This is a genomic window from Methanothermobacter sp. (assembly GCF_030055425.1).
Taxonomy (GTDB): Archaea; Methanobacteriota; Methanobacteria; order Methanobacteriales; family Methanothermobacteraceae; genus Methanothermobacter.
This window is the reverse complement of sequence record NZ_JASFYE010000001.1, coordinates 348,953-367,554: the sequence shown is the minus strand read 5'-3', so window position 1 is coordinate 367,554 and position 18,602 is coordinate 348,953. Positions and strand designations below refer to the sequence as shown.

Genomic DNA, 18,602 nt, shown 5'->3' with positions numbered 1-18,602 from the left:
TATGTGTAACTTATAGCATATAAACTTATACCCCTAGATGTAACTATTACAGAAAGCATAGGTTGGGCGATAGATGTGAAATAATTGAAATTCGCCCTCACAAAAAACAGGTTTATGGCGGAGTTTACATGAATTTAACGCCTTCCTGAAACTCCTTCATTTTCATTTCCTGTTTCTTCTTTTCAAGAAATGCGTACACAGACTTGTGTCTGGCGCCATTAAGTATCATTTCAACGGCTTCCCTTGCAACAGAGAGTTTTTCAAATTCACCTATCAGTGCAACGGTTTTTCCATAGACCGATATATCCACCCCGGTCATATCATGAATTATGCGTCTGGTTATACCACCCCTACCTATTACACGGCCCTTCTGCCTTGCTATGGCCTTTTTGGATTTACCGACATAGTCGGTTATCTTGATGATGTCAAGGGCAACATCGTCATCCAGGAGCCTTAGGGCAACCTCCGGGTTGAAGCCACGTCCTATGGCCCTAACTATGTTCCTTGCCTTCCATGGTGACAGGGGGTCGTCGAGTTCATCATGGGGTATGAGTGTAACTGCACCTGTTTCGCTGTCAATTTCAAGGTCTGTCTGCGTTAGACGCTCAATCTGTGCCTTGACCTCACCGTTCTTACCTATCAGAACTCCAACCCTTTCTCGGGGTATTTTGAGATATTCCTCGGCGGGCATCTGATTCACCTCAATGAATAAATAAGGATAAACGTTTATAAAACCTACAATAACTTTCTGTAAAGTATCCAGTGGAGTTTCTATTTCTGCTCTGTTATCTGGGATGGATCCTTCTCTTCAGGTTCCAGATAATGTTTTAAGGTTTTATTTTTTAATTCTTTCTGTAAGGTTTTGGTTTCCGTGGTTCTTTAATTCTTTTCCTTGGTGCTGGTTTTTGTAGGGGGCTCCGGTTCTTTTTTAATTTTTTTCCTTATATCATCCTCACTTACACTGACCCCCAGCCTTTTAAAGTCACGGACCACGTTTTTTATATCCCTTTCAAGGAGTTCCATGGCCAGTGGGTGGTCAAGGACCATTGCCTGGGATACGTCGATTATAACTGGTTCTCCTGAATGGTTCAGTATGTTGAAGAAGGATAGATCACCGTGCACAAGCCTTGCATCAGTGTAGAGGCGGTGCATGTACTCAACTATCAACTCAAGGACCCTCTCAGGGTCATCAGGTGGAACCTCCCTCATGGTGGGAGCCGGTTCACCGTCATTCCCGATGAACTCCATTATGAGTATGTTGTCCCTTGCAACCACGGGTTCTGGCACACGGACACCTGCTTCAAGGGCCCTTTTAAGGTTCCGAAACTCCTTGTTAACCCAGGCCTGGACAAGCTGGCGTCTGTTGGTTGTCCTCACCCTGAATCTCGGGTCGCCCTGTATGTAGTACTGCATCTTCTTGAAGTCAGATGTGGCGACACGGTAGATCTTGACAGCAACAAATTCGTCTTTATCTGTTATGCCCTTGAAGACATTCGCCTCCTTACCTGTGCTCACAGCACCATTGAGCACCGCAAGGTAACCTGAGTTGGCAAGCTTGTAGAGTGTTTTGAGGGTAAGCTCATCAAAGACCTCACTTCCCACCCTTCGGTCCTCAACACCCTTCAACCTCTTGACGGCCTCCATCCGTCCAAGATCAGAGTCTACCCTATCCACAGCCCCTGATTTAAGTGCCCTGAGTTCAGGGGCCTGCCCTGTTTCTTCAGGATCCATTAAAATCAACTTCTCTCGGGACAATCAGAGTTTGAGGTAGCCCTTCCTCTCAAGCCAGTTGGACTCTGTACGGGTGTACCTCCACACTATATCGGCCTTCTCATCGCTCTGGAACTCCCATGGCTTCACTAGTACAACGTCACCCTCACGGATCCATATCCTCTTCTTCATCTTGCCCGGGATCCTGCCGAGCCTTATATGGCCATCGGCACACCTCACCTTGAGCTTCCCGTGCCCCATTATCTGCTCAACAACTCCAGGTATCTCGCCCTTCCTGGGCGTCCTCACACGTCTAACTTCCTGTGTCTGATGTCCTCTACTCAAATACTCTCCTCCTCTTTTTTTCGTTGATTAACTTTGATTCTAATGCGATTACACATTCAGCAATCAAAGAAATAGACAGTATAATTTATTACCGGTGCAGATATAAATAAATTGCTTAGACTGCTTTTCATGGTGATCCAATGGGAGTCGAATTTCTTGATATAATCGATCTGGACGATGCAAGGAGGATAATGGCTGATCTCTTCAGGGAACTTTACAGTAGAGGTTCTGAAACCGTTAATATTGATGATGCCCTCGGGAGGTTACTTGCAGAGGATGTTGAAAGCCCCATTGACCTGCCACCATTTGACAGGGCCTCCAGGGATGGGTATGCGGTGGTGGCCTCAGATACATTCGGGGCAAGCGATGAGAAACCTGTGAGGCTCAGGTGTATCGAGACGGTTGAGGCAGGCTCTTTGCCCTCAGGGAGAGTTGAAAGCGGTTCATGCACCCGGATAAGCACCGGGGCCCCGGTGCCAGAGGGTGCCGATGCAGTTGTCATGGTTGAGTACACCGAGGTTAGTGGTGAGGACGTCTACATCCATAGGCCGGCATACCCCTCGCAGCATATCGCGGCGGCGGGATCTGATATTGATGCGGGCAGTGTACTTGTGGGGGGCGGGAAGGTACTCTCACCCGACAAGATCGCGGCGCTTTCAGCTGCAGGGGTCACCTCGGTGGAGGTTGTATCGAGACCTCTGGTACATGTCATATCAACGGGTAATGAACTCACTGAGCCCTCAGGGAGACTTGAACCTGCAAAGATATTTGATTCAAATTCTCTGGGAATATCGGCGGCCCTCAGGGATGCCGGCTGCAGTGTCAGCCGTGGGGGTATAGTTAGGGATGATTACGATGAACTCAGAAGTGCCCTCATTGAGGGGCTGGGTAAAGCGGACCTCGTTATAACCTCAGGTGGCACCTCTGCAGGGGCGGGCGATGTCCTGGCGGATGTGCTTGAGGATCTTGGTGAGGTGGTCATTCACGGCATCTCCATGAAGCCGGGTAAGCCCACCATAGTGGGGGTGGTTGACGGTAAGATGGTGGTTGGGCTCCCTGGTTTTCCGGTTGCAGCCCTTCTGGTTTTCAGGTCACTTGTAGAACCATTCCTCAGGGAACTTTCGGGAATAAAAGCCCCTGAGGGTTCTGTGAAGACACTTAAACTTGCCGAGAGATTCCACTCATCAAGGGGCAGGGTCCAGTATGCCCTTGTGAGGGTTGATGGCCAGTATGCAAGGCCAATATTCAGGGATTCCGGTGCAATAGCAGCCCTTGCAGGGGCCGATGGATACATTGAGGTGCCTAAGAACGTTGAGATAATCAATGAGGGAGAGAAGGTTGAGGTTGTCCTCTTTGAGAACCGGTGAACTCATTCTTAAGATTTAAAAGCATTTATTAGGTTCTTTTTTATTCTGAATCTTTTTATAGCATATTTTTTAAGGTTTAAAAGCAGTTATTGGTGTTTTTTATTCATGATCTCTTTGACATATTCCACAAGTTCATTAATGTCATGGAATGCCTTCTCGCCTTTCATGTCAACCCTTGGCCTCTCAACGATGATGATTGGTATTCCAAGCTCTGATGCAGCGGCAACCTTCTCACGGAGGCCCCCTGTCTCCCCACTGTCCTTTGTGATAACCGCGCCTGCATGGTATTCCTTCATGAGCACCCTGTTCATCTCTGGGGAGAATGTGCCCTGCATTGCGATGATCTGTTCGGGGGGCACCCCGAGTCTGTGGCATGCCTCAATTGATGAGGTCCGTGGCAGGACCCTGGCGGCAACCCTATCTGGATCCAGTGACTCAAGAACCTCAGGTAGTGTTGAGACCCCTGCAAGGTGCATCGCAACCTCACCCTCCCTGAGGAGTGATGAGGCCACCTCCCCGGCCTCCCTGAATGAGTCAACCCTTATGGCACCCTCAACATCCAGCCGTGGCCTTTGGAACCTCAGGTAGGTTATGCCTGTATCCCGGCATGCAAGGAGTGCGTTTTCGGTGGCCCTTGCCGCGAAGGGGTGGGTGGCGTCTATGAGGAGTTCAGCGCCGATTTCATCTATCAGTTCGCCCAGTCCAAGTCTGTCAAGGGGACCTCTGACGGTTCTTAATGCCCCTGAACTTTCAGCAAGCTCAGCACCGTATTCGGTGGTTGCTGTGGCGGTTATATCAATTCGCGGATCCCTTGAGAGTTCTTCTATGATCCTCCTCGCATCCCTGGTTCCCGCCATCACAATAACATTCATAGGTCATTCCCGCCCGTCAGCAAACCTCATGAGGGCCTCTGCAATCAGTATGAGGGAAGCCACTGCGACTATTAGGACCCAGTCTGTAACCGTGAGGGGTACGGTCCTGAACACGCCCTCCAGGGGTGCAAGGTAGACCACAAGGATCTGCAGAAGGAGTGAGGCTGCAACAGCAACAATGAGGGTCCTGTTGGAAAGCCCGGTCCTTGACTTGCAGTTGAATACGTTGAATATCTGGAACATCACAAAGACCGTGAATGCAACTGTCATCGCCCGCTCAACACCGTTTCCTGAGGAGAGCATGTACATGTAGAGCCCAAGTGTCCCCCCTGCCATGACAGCACCTGCAATTACTATACGCAGCAGGTTCCGTCTTGGCATTATATCCTCCCTCTCGGGTTTTCTGAGCATTATATCGGATTCAGGGGGCTCAACCCCCAGGGACTGTGCAGGGGGACCGTCCATTATTATGTTTATCCAGAGTATCTGTATCGGGTTGAAGGGCACAGGGAGGTTGATGAGTGATGCCGATACGATTGTGAGGATGGCCCCGACGTTTGTTGAAAGCTGGAACTTAACGAAGCGCCTTATGTTATCGAAGATGGTCCGCCCCTCCCTCACAGCTTTAACTATCGTTGCGAAGTTATCATCCTGGAGCACCATGTCAGAGGATTCCCTTGCAACGTCCGTCCCGCTACCCATGGCAACACCTATAGCGGCCTTCTTGAGGGCGGGGGCGTCGTTGACACCATCACCTGTCATGGCAACCACATGGCCCCTCCTCTGGAGGGCCTCAACTATCCTGACCTTCTGTTCAGGGAAGACACGGGCATAGACCCTCACGTCCTCCACCATCTCCTCGAATTCATCATCAGAGAGTTCATCGAGTTCCCTTCCGGTGAGGGCTAGACCATCATCCATGAGTCCCAGTTCGCGTGCTATGGCAACCGCGGTGTCCCTGTGGTCGCCTGTGATCATAACAACCTTTATACCTGCTTTCCTGCAGGTCTCTATGGCCTCGGCAGCCTCCTTTCGTGGAGGGTCCATCATACCGACGAGGCCAGCAAACACAAGGTCCCTCTCCTCCTCATCGCCATCGGGCAGTTTCCGGTATGCAAGGGCGAGGACACGGAGGGCCCTTGATGTCATATCGTTGAGCCTGGACATCCATTTAGCCACTTCATCATCATCCATTGCCTTCAGGGATCCGTTATAATTCACGTAACTGCATCTGCCGAGTATTATCTCAGGGGCCCCCTTGATGAGAAGGTATCGCCCGTCAGCCAGCTGGTTTATGGTGGTCATCCTCTTCCTTTTACTGTCAAGGGGTATCTCCATGAGACGGGGGTATTTCTCCTCAAGCTCCTTTCTACTGTATCCATTTTCTTCTGCGAAGCTCAGTATGGCTGCATCGGTTGGGTCACCTATGACCCTATCATCTGAGATTGTGGCGTTGTTGCAGAGTGCTGATACAAGGAGTGCCATCTCTGGTGAGGTGAGCTCTGATTCCCTCACGGTCATCCGGTTATGGGTGAGTGTACCTGTCTTGTCGGTGCAGATCACCGAACATGAACCCAGGGTTTCAACTGCAAGGAGCCTCCTTACAATGGCATTGCTCCTGGCCATCCTCTGCATACCAAGTGCAAGGGTCAGTGTAAGTATGGCGGGAAGGCCCTCAGGTACAGAGGCAACTGCAAGTGAAACAGCGGTCATGAAGGTGTCAACCAGTGGAAGTCCGCGGAGGAACTGTATGGCGAATACCATGGCACATACAACCACCGCTATGAGCCCAAGACTTTTTCCAAGGGAGGCTATCTTCTCCTGCAGGGGGGTCTTACCATCATCCTCCTGTATCATCTCGGCTATCCTGCCTATCGATGTATCCATGCCCACGGCTATGACGGCGCCCTTACCGCGACCTGATACAACGTCAGAGTCCATGAATGCGATAACATCCCTTTCATCCTCAGGGTTCTCATGTGTCTTCTGGACGGGTATGGATTCTCCTGTAAGGGTGGATTCGTCTATGCGGAGGTCATAGGATTCTATGAGTCTGATGTCCGCAGGTACATTGTCCCCCTCCTCTATGATTACAATATCTCCTATTGTGAGCTCAGAGGCGGGTATTTTCTGGGTCATGCCGTCCCTTATAACCGTGGCCTCAGTTGATACCAGGCCCTTGAGTTTCTCCATTGCTTGCTCGGCCCTGTATTCCTGTATGAATCCAACTGTGGCATTCACAACCACCACGAAGAGTATTACTGCAGAATCGAGCACATCACCAACAAAGTAGGATGCCACAGCCGCAAGTATGAGTAGTATGATGAGTATATCCATGAACTGGGCAAGGAACATTCTGAGGGGACCTGCCTTTTTCTCCTCAACCAGTTCGTTCTTCCCATAAGCTTCAAGTCTTCGGGCTGCTTCATCTGAATTTAAACCATTTTCTGACGTTTTAAGTTCCTTCAAGACTTCCTTTACACTCATCCTGCCCCATTTCATTTTTAACACTTTTCAATTTATTTTGGTAATTCTTTCTTAAGCTCTAGATCATGATATTTTTGAATTGGATTACCCAGTGACATTCTATCCAGTTTATAAAGTATATATTTAGTAGACTGGTTTAGTAGACTGGTGTGATTGTGGTGGGATCACATTAGTAGACTGGTTTAGTAGACTGGTGTGATTGTGGTGGGATCACCTCTGAATCAAAATTATCTCAGGTTAAGCCACTTGAGACATCATAGAATTGGAATGTTTTATGGACTGTACTCGTAGAAAAAGGTTTTTCTGTAATTTACAAGTTTCATGGGCTTTTCTGTGGCAATATTTTCCCCGGTGAGTGGTTTTATGATCAGCCGGGCACCAGCTGCCTCTGCCACCATCATAAGGGGGTTGTGGAGTTCAGATGGGGGTCTTATGGAGTATATGATGACGGCATCCCTGTAGATATCCATGTCCGGTGATGTGATGTCATCGTAAATTATGTCTCCACGGGAAGGTTTAATATCTGTTAGAACCAAATCAACTTTTGAATGTTTCATGATATAATCTGAAACATACAGGAATCTACCGGCACCAACCTCAACAACACGGTCGGATGGCTGCGAACTCCTGATTATGTAAAGTGCAAGATCTTTCCACATTGTACCACGGAGATAGAGATGATAGTAAGGGAATTCAGACCGCAGGACCTTAAAACGGTTCTGAAGATTGAGAGGGAATCATTTGCTGATCCCTACCCGGCACACCTCCTGAGGGATATATACAACCTTGGAGCGGGTTTCCTCGTGGCCCAGGAGGATGGCAGGGTCGTTGGATTCATAATATTCTGGATCCGATTTGAGGATGAAGGTCATATTATCTCACTTGCAGTTGATAAAGATTACCGCCGCCAGGGTGTCGGGGCGGAACTTGTGAGGACAGCCATAGGTATATTTGAAAAATTTCATATTAAAAATATTAAACTGGAGGTAAGGGCAAAGAATAGTGGGGCCATAAATTTCTACAGGGCCCTTGGCTTCAGTGAGGAGAATGTTATAGCCAACTACTATGAGGATGGAGAGGACGCTGTGGTGATGAGGATGGATCTCCACTCTGGAGGGGATTCTCCTTATGGTCATGAATATTAAATTAACTCTAACCAGTCAGAAGTCATGATCACGGTGGTGAAATGTTTAGGGAAGCAAAATTAGCCTTGGAAGACGGTACAATAATAAAAGGAGAGGCATTTGGATTTGAAACAGTGAAGACGGGGGAAGTTGTATTTGCAACCGGGATGACGGGTTATGTTGAATCGCTCACAGACCCCTCATACAAGGGCCAGATACTCATGCCAACCTACCCCCTGCAGGGTAACTATGGAATATCTGAGAAATGGTACCAGTCAGATGGTATAAAGGCCGAGGGCCTGATAGTGAGGGAGGAATGCCAGAAACCCTCACACCAGCTATCAGAAAAGACACTCTCAGAGTTTCTGGAGGAATATGAAATCCCTGGCATAGCGGGTGTTGACACAAGGGCCCTCACCATAAAGATAAGGGAGAGGGGTACCATGAAGGGTGCCCTTGCAACAGAGGAGATTGATGATGATGAACTCCTTGAACTGGCAGTGAACCAGCCAGACATAACCGAGATTGACCTTGTGGACCAGGTATGTGTCACCGAACCGGTCACCATGAATGAGGACGCAGAGAGGAGGGTTGTTATAGTTGACTGCGGAATCAAGAGAAACAGCATAAAGGCCCTCCTTGAAAGGGATGTTGGTGTTGCTGTTGTACCCTACAGGATGGATCCAGAGGAAATAATGGAATATGACCCTGACGCACTCCTGATATCAAGCGGACCTGGTGACCCCACAAGGGTGAAGAAGGCCATAAGCACGGTCAGAACACTATCAGAACAGCTTCCCATATTCGGGATATGTCTAGGACAGCAGATAATCGGCCTTGCATTCGGGGCCAGCATATATAAGATGAAATTCGGGCACAGGGGTATAAACCAGCCGGTGAAGGACCTCAGGACAGGTACGGTCTCAATAACATCCCAGAACCACGGGTTCACCATCGACCCGGACTCAGTCAGGGGGACGGATATTGAGATCACACAGCTGAACCTCAACGACGGGACACCCGAGGCAATAGAGCACAGGGAACTCCCGGTTTTCAGTGTCCAGTACCACCCTGAGGCAGGACCAGGGCCACATGATACCATGAACATCTTTGATCGTCTTGTAAGTGTTATGAAAGAATACTAGGATAAGAGGAAGATGGGGATAAAATGCCGCGGGATGAAAGCATCAACAAGGTACTTATCATAGGATCCGGCCCTATACAGATAGGGCAGGCTGCTGAATTTGATTATTCAGGTTCTCAGGCATGCAAATCACTGAGGGAGGAGGGGATTGAGACAGTACTCGTGAACTCAAACCCTGCCACCATCCAGACTGACATGGAAATGGCTGACAGGGTCTATGTGGAGCCCCTCACACCTGAGATAGTTGCAAAGATAATCGAGAAGGAGAAACCCGACGCGGTACTCCCAACCATGGGTGGACAGACAGGCCTCAACGTTGCAACGGGCCTTGCAGAGATGGGGGCCCTCGAGGGAGTGAGGGTTATAGGGTCCTCCATTGAGACCATAAGAAACGTTGAGGACCGTGACCTCTTTGACAGTTTCATGAAGAAACTCAACGAGCCAGTACCCTCAGCAAGAGCGGTAAATTCAGTTGAAGAGGCCCTTGAAGCTGTTGAGGAGATAGGTTATCCTGTTATAGTGAGGCCCGCATTCACCCTGGGAGGTACCGGTGGCGGGGTGGCCCACAACCGTGATGAGCTCATTGAGATAGCCACCAGGGGCCTTGAGATGAGCTTCATCAACCAGGTCCTCATAGACCAGTCTGTCATGGGCTGGAAGGAATTCGAGTATGAGGTCATGAGGGACCGCAACGACACCTGCATAATCGTCTGTAACATGGAGAACATCGACCCCATGGGCATACACACAGGGGAGAGCGTGGTGGTTGCACCGGCCCAGACCCTCAGTGACGAGGACAACCAGAGACTGAGGGACGCGGCAATAAAGATCATAAGGGCCCTCAAGATTGAGGGGGGCTGCAACATACAGTTCGCAGTCCACCCGGAGACCGGGGAGTACAAGGTCATAGAGGTGAACCCGAGGGTGAGCAGGAGCAGTGCACTGGCATCAAAGGCCACAGGTTACCCCATAGCCAAGATTGCCGCCAAGATCGCCGTGGGCATGACCCTCGATGAGATAGAGAATGACATAACAAAGGAGACACCGGCATCCTTTGAGCCATCCATTGATTACATTGTGACAAAGATTCCACGGTGGCCCTTTGATAAGTTCAGGGGGATAAGCCGGGAGATAGGGGTTCAGATGAAATCCACAGGGGAGGTCATGGCCATAGGAAGAACCCTTGAGGAGTCCCTTAACAAAGCCATAAGATCCCTTGATATAGGCGCTGAGGGCTTCATGGAGATACCCTACACAAGGAAGGACCTTGAGAACCCCACCGACCTCAGGCTGTTCCAGATCTACACAGCCCTTAAGGAAGGTATGGGTATAGACGAGATACATGAACTTACGAGTATAGACCCTTTTTTCCTGGAGAAGATCTGGAACATAGTGAACTTTGAGTCATCCCTCAACAGAGAATCCCTGAGGGATCCCAGGGTCCTCCTCAAAGCAAAGAGGATGGGCTTTTCAGATTCAAGGCTGGCATCAATAACAGGGCTCACAGAATCCGAAATAAGGTCCCTGAGGCTCAAGAATAATATAAAACCTGTCTACAAGATGGTTGACACATGTGCAGCTGAATTTGAGGCTAAAACACCCTACTACTATGGCTGCTATGACCTTGAAGATGAGGCTGAGGTTTCAGACAGGAAGAAGGTCCTCATCATAGGTTCAGGTCCAATAAGGATAGGTCAGGGCATAGAATTCGATTACTGCTGTGTACATGCAGCAATGGCACTAAGTGAAGAGGGCTACGAGACCATAATGGTTAACAACAACCCTGAAACCGTGAGTACAGATTATGACATATCTGATAAGCTCTACTTTGAACCCCTCACACTGGAGGACGTCCTTGCTGTGATAGATAAGGAGAAACCTGAGGGCGTCGTGGTACAGTTCGGTGGCCAGACATCCATAAACCTTGCCGTACCCCTGGCAGAGGAGGGTGTCAGGATACTGGGGACACCACATGAGAGCATAGACAGGGTTGAGGACCGTGAAAGGTTCACCCGCGTCCTTGATAAGCTGGGGATACCCCAGGCACCCTATGGGATTGCCAAATCCTTTGAGGATGCAAGGGGGGTGGCTGAACGCATAGGGTACCCTGTACTTGTACGGCCATCATATGTCCTCGGGGGAAGGGCAATGGAGATAGTCTACGATGAGAGGGAGCTTGAGGAGTACATGAAGGAGGCTGTGAGGGTATCCCCCGAACATCCCATCCTGGTGGATAAGTTCCTCGAGGATGCAATAGAGGTTGACGTGGACGCACTCTCCGATGGAACCGACGTATACATTGGGGGGATAATGGAGCACATAGAGGAGGCAGGTGTCCACTCAGGGGACTCGGCATGTGTGATACCACCCCAGAGCATCCCACAGGAGATAATTGAAACCATAAAGGAGTACACAAGGAAACTGGCCCTTGAACTTGATGTTGTGGGCTTAATAAACATTCAGTACGCTGTGAAACCCGACTCTGACCCGGCAGTTTACATACTCGAGGCAAACCCCCGGGCCAGCCGTACCGTTCCATTCGTCAGCAAGGCCACCGGTGTTCCACTTGCCAAGATTGCTGCCAGGCTGATGATGGGGGCAAAGCTCAGTGACCTTGGATTAACAGAGGAGAAGGAGATAGACCATGTGGCGGTGAAGGAGTCAGTGTTCCCATTCATAAAACTGCCAGGGGCAGACTCTGTGCTGGGTCCTGAGATGAAATCCACCGGCGAGGCAATGGGTATCGATGAGAACTTTGGGATAGCCTACTACAAGTCCCAGCTATCTGCCAGCATGGACCTCCTCACAGAGGGCAAGGTATTCATAAGCGTCAGGGACCAGGATAAGGACAAGATAGCAGACATCGTTAAGAAGGCCAGTGACCTGGGCTTCAGGATCATGGCAACCCGTGGGACAGCAAGGGCGGTCAGTGACATAGCCGATATAGAGGTTGTGAGGAAGGTGAGCCAGGGGTCACCAAACATAAGGGACTCCATACTCAATGGTGAAGTTGGTCTCATAATCAACACACCATCAGGGAAGCAGTCAGCCGACGATGGCTATCTAATAAGGAGAATGGCGGTTGAACTTGGAATACCCTATGTTACGACACTGGCTGGGGCAAGGGCGGCCCTCAATGCCATTGAGGCTGTTCGACTTGGGAGGATAACTGTGAAGTCCCTTGACGAATACCATGGGATGTGACCCATGGCACCAATTTTCTTTTAAATTTTAAACTATTGTGATATTATAGAATGTAGCGGTGAAGGACATGAGATATGGAAAACTCATGCTCGCTGCATTCATAATATTATCACTCACTGCATTACCCCTATCAGAGGCCCACATACTCATAGTTGCAGACAGCCTCTCAGATAGCAGCTGCATGTATGATGAGGCAAAGAAGGTTGCAACAACCCTCAAGAACAGGGGCTACCAGGTAGTTGAGCTCTACAAGGGAAATGCAACCGTTAAGAATATACTCAAGGGTATGTACGGTGCAGATGCTGTGATATATGCGGGCCACGGAGGATACATGTCAGGGAACTATGACTGCCGTGGGGGTTATGCCAGCCCCCCATTCTCACTGGTTGCAAGTGACGGCTACATATGGGGTGCAGGGGATATGGTGCAGGTCAATGGACAGACATTTTACCTGCCCTTCAAGGAAGGAATACCTGTAATATTACTCCACGCATGCTTCTCAACTGGATGGGTCGATCAATACGAGGTTAAAAACCCCATAGAGACCATCTACCACTTCTCAAGGATGTTCACAGGTTCAGGCGCCAATTACTATGCAACAGCATGGGATGGTGCGGAGATAATCTACGACTTCCTGAACGGCTCCAGGAACTTCTATGAGGCCAACCAGAAGAACTTTGAGGTTATAAATAAGAGCACAGTTTACAATGGCACAACCATCTGGCGCAACGACCATGGATATGCGGCCTTTGTGGGGGACTGGAACGGCACCTTCCCAGGGGCCAGCAATACAACACCATATGATGATGCCGCCGCAGAGGAGTGGTACAGAACCAAGGTCAAACCCAACTTCACAGGAAGCAAACCTGTGGCGGACTTCACATACACCTACAGCGGTTCAACATCACTTCGAACATTCACCTTCAGGTCAACGGCATATGACCCTGATAACGACACATTAACACTCAAATGGAACTTCGGTGACGGCTCAACAGCAACATGTGAAGAGGTAACCCACACCTATGCAAGGGAGGGCTACTACACAGTTTCACTGACAGCAACGGATAGCAATGGATTAATCTCAGTTAAGAAGAAGACAATCACGGTTGGAAACCCAAAACCCGACCTTGTGGTAACGGGGACAAGAAAATCTGGAAGCACACTCTACATATACGTTAAGAACCAGGGGACAGCTGCAGCCAGAAACTTCTATACAAGGGTGTGGTATGGCAGATACTCAACAAGGAACTATAAACAGGTGTACACAGGCACACTGAACCCGGGCGCGACGGTCACACTAAAGACCTACTACAAATACTCACGTGGCACTGTTAAGGTCGACTACTACGGCAAGGTCTCTGAGAAATCAGAAACAAACAACATCAGGAAATTCTGAACAATTATTCCATTAATTCTTTCTTCATTAACTCACAGCAGACGTCTGAATTTAAACTTCATTTTTTTATTCTTATCCTTACTCACAAATAATAAAATAGGGCAAAAACCAATAATCAAATATGCTTGTTGTTGAAAACGGGACTGTCCTCCGCGGTGCAAGTCTGAGACCCGAAAGGACAAACCTCCTCATTGAGGACGACACCATAACCGAGATAACCCCTGATAGGATCCCGGGAAGCAACAGGATTGATGCATCAGGCCTCATGGTTGCACCGGCCCTTGTGAACTCCCACGTGCACCTTGGAGATTCAGTTGCAATGGATGTTGGTGATGGGAGGCCACTTGAGGATATAGTGAGACCCCCAAATGGCCTGAAACACAGGATACTTGAATCATCACCACAGTGGAAACTTAAGATGTCCATGAAGGATGCAATGGCTGACATGATGGCACATGGCACAGGATCATTCATTGACTACAGGGAGGGTGGTGTTGAGGGTGCTGAACTCCTCACTGAGGCAATGGCTGATCTCCCACTGAGGGGGATGATACTTGGAAGGGACCCTGCCGTCTTTGACCCTGAAGCATCAGATTCTGAGGTCAGGCGTGCTGTGAGGAGGATCTTGCAAGTATCTGATGGGTTTGCACCAAGCGGCATGGGCGAGATAACCGATGAGGCAGCCCGCATAATCGTTGATGAATGTGAAAGGATGGGTAAGGTTGCATCGATTCACGTTGCAGAGCACCCGGAATCCCAGAGGAGGTCACTTGAGGAGACAGGGAGGACTGAGGTTGAAAGGGCTGTGGATGCTGGATTTAAGCTTCTGGTGCACCTCACAAACCCAGTCAAGGATGACCTTGAAATTGTAAGGGAAAGCGGGGCCTCGGTTGTGCTGTGCCCCAGATCCAACGGGGCGCTCTCAGCAGGTATACCCCCAGTTAAGAGGATGCATGAGATGGGCATAAATCTCCTTCTCGGCACAGACAACGTCATGTTCAACTCACCGGATCTCCTCAGGGAGATGGAGTACACCCTGAAGGTTACAAGGGGATCCACAGGTGATTACTTCCCACCACTTGAGGTGCTGAGGATGGCAACCGTTAACGCATCGGAGATAACAGGTGGGGGTGTTATTGAGGAGGGATTTCCGGCGGACCTCATGATCACCGAGAAACTATCCGCTGACCCCCACCTCTCCATCATAAACCGTACTGAATCGAAAAATATAATATATTTAATAATAAAAGGTAAACTAGTTAAGAGGTGAGGCTATGTACAGTAAAATCCTGCTCCCAACCGACGGCTCAAAACATGCCAACAAGGCAGCTGAACATGCTATATGGATTGCCAGGGAAAGCGGAGCCGAGATAATTGCTTTAACAGTTATGGAGACATCATCCCTCGTGGGTCTCCCGGCAGACGACCTTATAATAAGGCTGAGGGAAATGCTTGAGGAGGAGGCATCAAGGTCCCTTGAAGCCGTTAAGAAGCTTGTTGAGGAATCAGGGGCAGGTGTTAAACTGACACTCAGGACCGATGAGGGTTCACCTGCAGAGGCCATACTGAGGACAGTGGAGAAGGAGGGCGTGGATCTCGTGGTCATGGGAACCTCAGGCAAGCACGGCCTTGACAGGTTCCTGCTGGGCAGCGTGGCAGAGAAGGTGGTAAGGTCCGCAGGCTGCCCGGTCCTTGTTGTTCACTGAAATCCATTTTTTTTTAACCGACTCTCTTCTGGTGTTGGTCATGCTTGTAAAGGAGATAATGTCAGAGAAAATACACTATGTAACTGTTCCAGGAAACAGGTCAACAGCCCTTGAACTCATGAGAAAGGAGAATGTATCAGGGCTTCCAGTAGTTAAGAAGGGGACAGAGGAACTTGTGGGGATAATAACAAGATCAGACCTTGTTGAGAATCCGGATGAGGAGCAGATAGCGCTGATAATGACCAGGAATCCCGTCACAGTAGCCCCAGACGATGACGTCAGGGTGGCTGCAGAGAGGATGCTTGAGCGAAACATCCGGAGGGTCCCTGTTGTGGACCAGGACAGGCTTGTGGGTATAGTGACAAGCTATGATCTGGTCGCAGGTGCAATTGCAGAGATGGAAATCGATGAACCAGTGGAGAACTACATGACAAGGAACATCCCCACAACATGGGATAGAACACCCCTCAGTGTGGCATTTGAGATAATGAGGTACTTCGGGCTGAAGGTCCTTCTGACCCTCAACAACAGCGGTGAACTCTCAGGGGTCCTCACAGAGACAGACTTCATAAATGAAAGCGAGGTTGTCTCTGAAAGCACGGTTCATAATACATCCGTGGGTACAGAGGGGGACAGGTGGTCCTGGGACAGCAAAAATGTGCTCTATGTCATAAAAAACCAGCTCAAATTCCCTGACAAGGAGGTCAGGGAAGTTGCAACCACAGATATAGTCACCGCAACCACCTCAACCACGGTCACCTCCTGCGCAAGGAAGATGAAGAGGAGGAACATTGAACAGATACCCATCATAGATTATGAGGGAAACCTCACCGGGCTTGCAAGGGCCAATGACCTTATAAATGCTCTGATTGATTCAAATGAGTGACCAGAGGATAACACTGAAGGCCTCAAAGGGTCTTCTGAGGATGGCGGCTAAGAACCATGGTGAGGTCTCAATAAGGGATATAGAGATCAAGATGCTACTAGGCTACTGCTGGTGGTATGACCTGCCGGTTATTGAGACACTGCTGGATGTACTTGAGATGGCACTGAAGGGGTCCATCTCTGAGGTACTCCCCCATGATGAGCTTCTGGTTGATTACACGGTGAGGACAAATGACCTCCCTGATGACTCCAGTGAGGTTGAGATAATTTTCAATGGGATAAGTGCCGATGGGATTGAGTTCAGCACCCCCTCTGGACTTGTTTTAAGGGGTGATGATTCAAGGGGCCTTCTTCAGAAGATCACCTCCTTCAGAAGGAGGGTTAATGAGAATGTCCAGAGGGTTCTATGACTGGGCAATCCAATGCACCTGTATGGCCCCACATTACCTTATGGCTGGACTATCATATCTGATCCAGTCAGCCACATATTCACAGGATATTGGATGAATTATGACTGGACAATCATGCTTCTGATTGAGAGTGATTCTGTGACTGCATGTCCTCATGCGCCCTTATGATGTGTGGCAGCACTTCAAGGAGCACCTCCTCAGCATCTTCCCTGTCCCTCACCTTTCTTGCCACTATCTTTCCGTTCCTGAAGATGGTCACGTTACTGTCACCCACCTCAACCATGACAACACCCATCTTCTCTGAGCATCGGGGGTTTCTCTCCTCCAGCTTTTCACAGGTTTCTTTTATATCGATGTGGTAGGGTAGCTTAACCTCGAACATTATCCTTGATTCAGCATCCCTGCAGGGCCTGTAGAGTACAATGTCATCTTTACCTCTTCTGTAGCCTGTGAGGTCCAGGAGCACCCTCTTAAACCCGACGGCCCTCAACTCATTCTCTATATGCCGCAGATTTGCTGCATTGAGGAGCCTCTCAGGTTCATCAACCTCTATTATTGCAGAGCCCCCCTCATGCCTGACCCTCACGGTGCCCTCACCGTAGAGTCCCCTGATGAGGGTTTCAGCATATGATACCCTGTTTATCCGTTCAGGCGTTATCTCCTGATCCTTTATCCTTGTTGCAAGGCATGTGGTATTCTCTGAGTATTCAAGGTTCCTTTTTTTGAGATATTCAAGGACGTCACTCCGTGTAATCCCCGCATCGAGTAGAGGGGTCTCTATACCCAGCAGATGGTTAACCAGGGTGCCAGGACGGTCCTCAAACATGTCACTTGCGGTTGTACCATCAAGGACCGCCTCAAAACCCCTCTCTCTGGCCTCATGGAGTATTGAACTGTATATGATGTTCTTGCATACAAGGCACCTCTCTGGTTTGTTACTCACAAACTCCTGATTTTCAAGGAGCGGCCTGTTTATTATAAAGTGCTCCACCCCAAGGGATCTGGCAATTGATGATGCATTTTCTATGAAGCCACGGGGCATAACACCTGTGTCAACTGTGAATGCAGCAACCTCATCAGCAGAATCCCCTGCAATATCAAGCAGTGCTGTGCTATCAGCCCCACCTGAGAATCCGACAGCAACCCTTCGGCCCTTAAGGGCATCCTTCACCTTTTTTATCTTTGATTCAAGATCCATGAGTTTCACATCCATGATCGTGATCATCAGAGCTTAAAAGTCTTTTAATGTATTTTATAACCTCAAGGGCATCTTCCCTTTTTATATCCCTCCCTTCAGATTCAAGGAATGACATGAGGGATGCCTTCCTGTTTTCAGGTATCTCTGCATCATTCAGAATCCTCTGGTAGTTCCTGAGGGGATAAAATAGGTTCTTAGCGATTTTCATGAGTTCTATGAAGTCATCTTCACCGATGATGCCCCTTTCAAGGGCCCTTTTAAAGTTAAAATGAATGCTCACAAGGGAATCAGAGAGGGCCTCAAGGTTTTCAGGGTTGAAGGCAACTGCAACATCATCATCAGATTCCAGATCACCATTCAGGTAGGCCCTGAATATACGGCCGACTCCCACCATCCCCAGGTCATGGAGTTCAGAAGCCCTTAGGGCACCCATACTGGCGCCCCCAACAACGGTAACACCCGCCCTGAGTGCTTCAATGATCTCACGGTGCCCCACCGCCGGACTCTGATGGAATACACCGTCAATTATTCCTATTATGTCTGGCTTCTCAGAGAGGGCCTCATGGACGTCACCCCGCCTTACAGGGGGTCTGTAATCTGCCCTGAGGATATCCGATGCCTCACTGTGGGAAAGTGATGGCCCTGTAAATATTATGATTTTTCTTCCATGCATATGGATTATCTAGTGCCTCGGGTCACTTAATCATTTCATCTGATTATGATCTCTGCTGTGCATATGGATTATCTAGTGCCT

Annotated in this window: 17 protein-coding genes; 9 read left to right on the top strand and 8 right to left on the bottom strand. The window is 49.2% G+C overall.

The features are described 5' to 3' along the window. Window positions 1–124: 124 nt before the first annotated feature. From QFX39_RS01995 to eif1A, 3 genes are all read right to left on the bottom strand, one after another. Window positions 125–691 carry a KH domain-containing protein gene (locus QFX39_RS01995; RefSeq protein WP_300476957.1) on the bottom strand — a complete coding sequence of 189 codons (567 nt, stop codon included), beginning with the start codon at window positions 689–691 and terminating at the stop codon, window positions 125–127. A gap of 188 nt (window positions 692–879) precedes the next feature. Beyond that, the gene (locus tag QFX39_RS01990) at window positions 880–1,731 is read right to left on the bottom strand and encodes a serine protein kinase RIO (RefSeq protein WP_300476955.1); all 852 of its coding nucleotides are present in this window, start codon (window positions 1,729–1,731) and stop codon (window positions 880–882) included. A 24-nt stretch (window positions 1,732–1,755) separates the two neighbouring features. Next, on the bottom strand, window positions 1,756–2,055 hold the full coding sequence (gene eif1A, locus QFX39_RS01985) for a translation initiation factor eIF-1A (protein WP_300476952.1): 300 nt from the start codon (window positions 2,053–2,055) through the stop codon (window positions 1,756–1,758). A 140-nt stretch (window positions 2,056–2,195) separates the two neighbouring features. Here eif1A and glp point away from each other — a divergent pair, with 140 nt between their 5' ends. Next, window positions 2,196–3,422, top strand: a complete 1,227-nt coding sequence (glp, locus tag QFX39_RS01980) for a gephyrin-like molybdotransferase Glp (RefSeq protein WP_300476949.1) — start codon at window positions 2,196–2,198, stop codon at window positions 3,420–3,422. 86 nt (window positions 3,423–3,508) lie between these two features. On the opposite strand, the gene cobK is transcribed toward glp, so the two are convergent. The 3 genes from cobK to QFX39_RS01965 all read right to left on the bottom strand — a co-directional run bounded on the left by cobK (window position 3,509) and on the right by QFX39_RS01965 (window position 7,440). Continuing rightward, entirely contained in the window at window positions 3,509–4,294 is a 786-nt protein-coding gene (gene cobK / locus QFX39_RS01975) for a precorrin-6A reductase (RefSeq protein WP_300476946.1), read from the bottom strand. A 3-nt stretch (window positions 4,295–4,297) separates the two neighbouring features. Beyond that, window positions 4,298–6,796, bottom strand: a complete 2,499-nt coding sequence (locus tag QFX39_RS01970; protein ID WP_300476943.1) for a calcium-transporting P-type ATPase, PMR1-type — start codon at window positions 6,794–6,796, stop codon at window positions 4,298–4,300. A gap of 257 nt (window positions 6,797–7,053) precedes the next feature. Continuing rightward, on the bottom strand, window positions 7,054–7,440 hold the full coding sequence (locus tag QFX39_RS01965; protein ID WP_300476941.1) for a UPF0146 family protein: 387 nt from the start codon (window positions 7,438–7,440) through the stop codon (window positions 7,054–7,056). 18 nt (window positions 7,441–7,458) lie between these two features. Between QFX39_RS01965 and rimI the strand changes: the two genes are divergently transcribed. The 8 genes from rimI to QFX39_RS01925 all read left to right on the top strand — a co-directional run bounded on the left by rimI (window position 7,459) and on the right by QFX39_RS01925 (window position 16,650). Beyond that, window positions 7,459–7,926: a ribosomal protein S18-alanine N-acetyltransferase gene (gene rimI, locus QFX39_RS01960; RefSeq protein ID WP_300476939.1), complete on the top strand. Its 468-nt coding sequence runs from the start codon at window positions 7,459–7,461 to the stop codon at window positions 7,924–7,926. A gap of 41 nt (window positions 7,927–7,967) precedes the next feature. Continuing rightward, window positions 7,968–9,050 (top strand): glutamine-hydrolyzing carbamoyl-phosphate synthase small subunit, encoded by a 1,083-nt coding sequence (gene carA / locus QFX39_RS01955; protein WP_300476937.1) that lies wholly within the window; start codon window positions 7,968–7,970, stop codon window positions 9,048–9,050. A gap of 23 nt (window positions 9,051–9,073) precedes the next feature. After that, window positions 9,074–12,253: a carbamoyl-phosphate synthase large subunit gene (gene carB / locus QFX39_RS01950; RefSeq protein ID WP_300476935.1), complete on the top strand. Its 3,180-nt coding sequence runs from the start codon at window positions 9,074–9,076 to the stop codon at window positions 12,251–12,253. A 67-nt stretch (window positions 12,254–12,320) separates the two neighbouring features. Then, window positions 12,321–13,649 carry a PKD domain-containing protein gene (locus QFX39_RS01945; protein WP_300476933.1) on the top strand — a complete coding sequence of 443 codons (1,329 nt, stop codon included), beginning with the start codon at window positions 12,321–12,323 and terminating at the stop codon, window positions 13,647–13,649. Window positions 13,650–13,770: 121 nt separating this feature from the next. After that, window positions 13,771–14,919: an amidohydrolase family protein gene (locus QFX39_RS01940; protein WP_300476931.1), complete on the top strand. Its 1,149-nt coding sequence runs from the start codon at window positions 13,771–13,773 to the stop codon at window positions 14,917–14,919. Window positions 14,920–14,923: 4 nt separating this feature from the next. Next, on the top strand, window positions 14,924–15,355 hold the full coding sequence (locus QFX39_RS01935; RefSeq protein ID WP_013296175.1) for a universal stress protein: 432 nt from the start codon (window positions 14,924–14,926) through the stop codon (window positions 15,353–15,355). A gap of 40 nt (window positions 15,356–15,395) precedes the next feature. Further along, window positions 15,396–16,241 (top strand): CBS domain-containing protein, encoded by an 846-nt coding sequence (locus tag QFX39_RS01930; RefSeq protein ID WP_300476925.1) that lies wholly within the window; start codon window positions 15,396–15,398, stop codon window positions 16,239–16,241. Beyond that, complete coding sequence (locus tag QFX39_RS01925; protein ID WP_300476923.1) at window positions 16,234–16,650, top strand: hypothetical protein; 417 nt, start codon at window positions 16,234–16,236, stop codon at window positions 16,648–16,650. The genes QFX39_RS01930 and QFX39_RS01925 overlap by 8 nt, the downstream gene beginning before the upstream one ends. Before the next feature lie 112 nt (window positions 16,651–16,762). Here the strand turns inward: QFX39_RS01925 and larE are convergent, their stop codons facing one another. Then, complete coding sequence (gene larE, locus QFX39_RS01920) at window positions 16,763–17,875, bottom strand: ATP-dependent sacrificial sulfur transferase LarE (RefSeq protein ID WP_300476921.1); 1,113 nt, start codon at window positions 17,873–17,875, stop codon at window positions 16,763–16,765. Continuing rightward, window positions 17,838–18,521, bottom strand: a complete 684-nt coding sequence (locus tag QFX39_RS01915; RefSeq protein WP_300476919.1) for a TfuA-related McrA-glycine thioamidation protein — start codon at window positions 18,519–18,521, stop codon at window positions 17,838–17,840. Before QFX39_RS01915 ends, larE begins: the two co-directional genes overlap by 38 nt. Window positions 18,522–18,602: the final 81 nt, after the last annotated feature.

Bases quoted from the DNA above. Each gene is read 5' to 3' on its own strand.
- QFX39_RS01995 (WP_300476957.1), bottom strand. From the start codon at position 691: ATGCCCGCCGAGGAATATCTCAAAATACCCCGAGAAAGGGTTGGAGTT.
- QFX39_RS01990 (WP_300476955.1), bottom strand. From the start codon at position 1,731: ATGGATCCTGAAGAAACAGGGCAGGCCCCTGAACTCAGGGCACTTAAA.
- glp (WP_300476949.1), top strand. From the start codon at position 2,196: ATGGGAGTCGAATTTCTTGATATAATCGATCTGGACGATGCAAGGAGG.
- cobK (WP_300476946.1), bottom strand. From the start codon at position 4,294: ATGAATGTTATTGTGATGGCGGGAACCAGGGATGCGAGGAGGATCATA.
- QFX39_RS01970 (WP_300476943.1), bottom strand. From the start codon at position 6,796: ATGAAATGGGGCAGGATGAGTGTAAAGGAAGTCTTGAAGGAACTTAAA.
- QFX39_RS01965 (WP_300476941.1), bottom strand. From the start codon at position 7,440: ATGTGGAAAGATCTTGCACTTTACATAATCAGGAGTTCGCAGCCATCC.
- rimI (WP_300476939.1), top strand. From the start codon at position 7,459: ATGATAGTAAGGGAATTCAGACCGCAGGACCTTAAAACGGTTCTGAAG.
- carA (WP_300476937.1), top strand. From the start codon at position 7,968: ATGTTTAGGGAAGCAAAATTAGCCTTGGAAGACGGTACAATAATAAAA.
- carB (WP_300476935.1), top strand. From the start codon at position 9,074: ATGCCGCGGGATGAAAGCATCAACAAGGTACTTATCATAGGATCCGGC.
- QFX39_RS01945 (WP_300476933.1), top strand. From the start codon at position 12,321: ATGAGATATGGAAAACTCATGCTCGCTGCATTCATAATATTATCACTC.
- QFX39_RS01940 (WP_300476931.1), top strand. From the start codon at position 13,771: ATGCTTGTTGTTGAAAACGGGACTGTCCTCCGCGGTGCAAGTCTGAGA.
- QFX39_RS01935 (WP_013296175.1), top strand. From the start codon at position 14,924: ATGTACAGTAAAATCCTGCTCCCAACCGACGGCTCAAAACATGCCAAC.
- QFX39_RS01930 (WP_300476925.1), top strand. From the start codon at position 15,396: ATGCTTGTAAAGGAGATAATGTCAGAGAAAATACACTATGTAACTGTT.
- QFX39_RS01925 (WP_300476923.1), top strand. From the start codon at position 16,234: ATGAGTGACCAGAGGATAACACTGAAGGCCTCAAAGGGTCTTCTGAGG.
- larE (WP_300476921.1), bottom strand. From the start codon at position 17,875: ATGATCACGATCATGGATGTGAAACTCATGGATCTTGAATCAAAGATA.
- QFX39_RS01915 (WP_300476919.1), bottom strand. From the start codon at position 18,521: ATGCATGGAAGAAAAATCATAATATTTACAGGGCCATCACTTTCCCAC.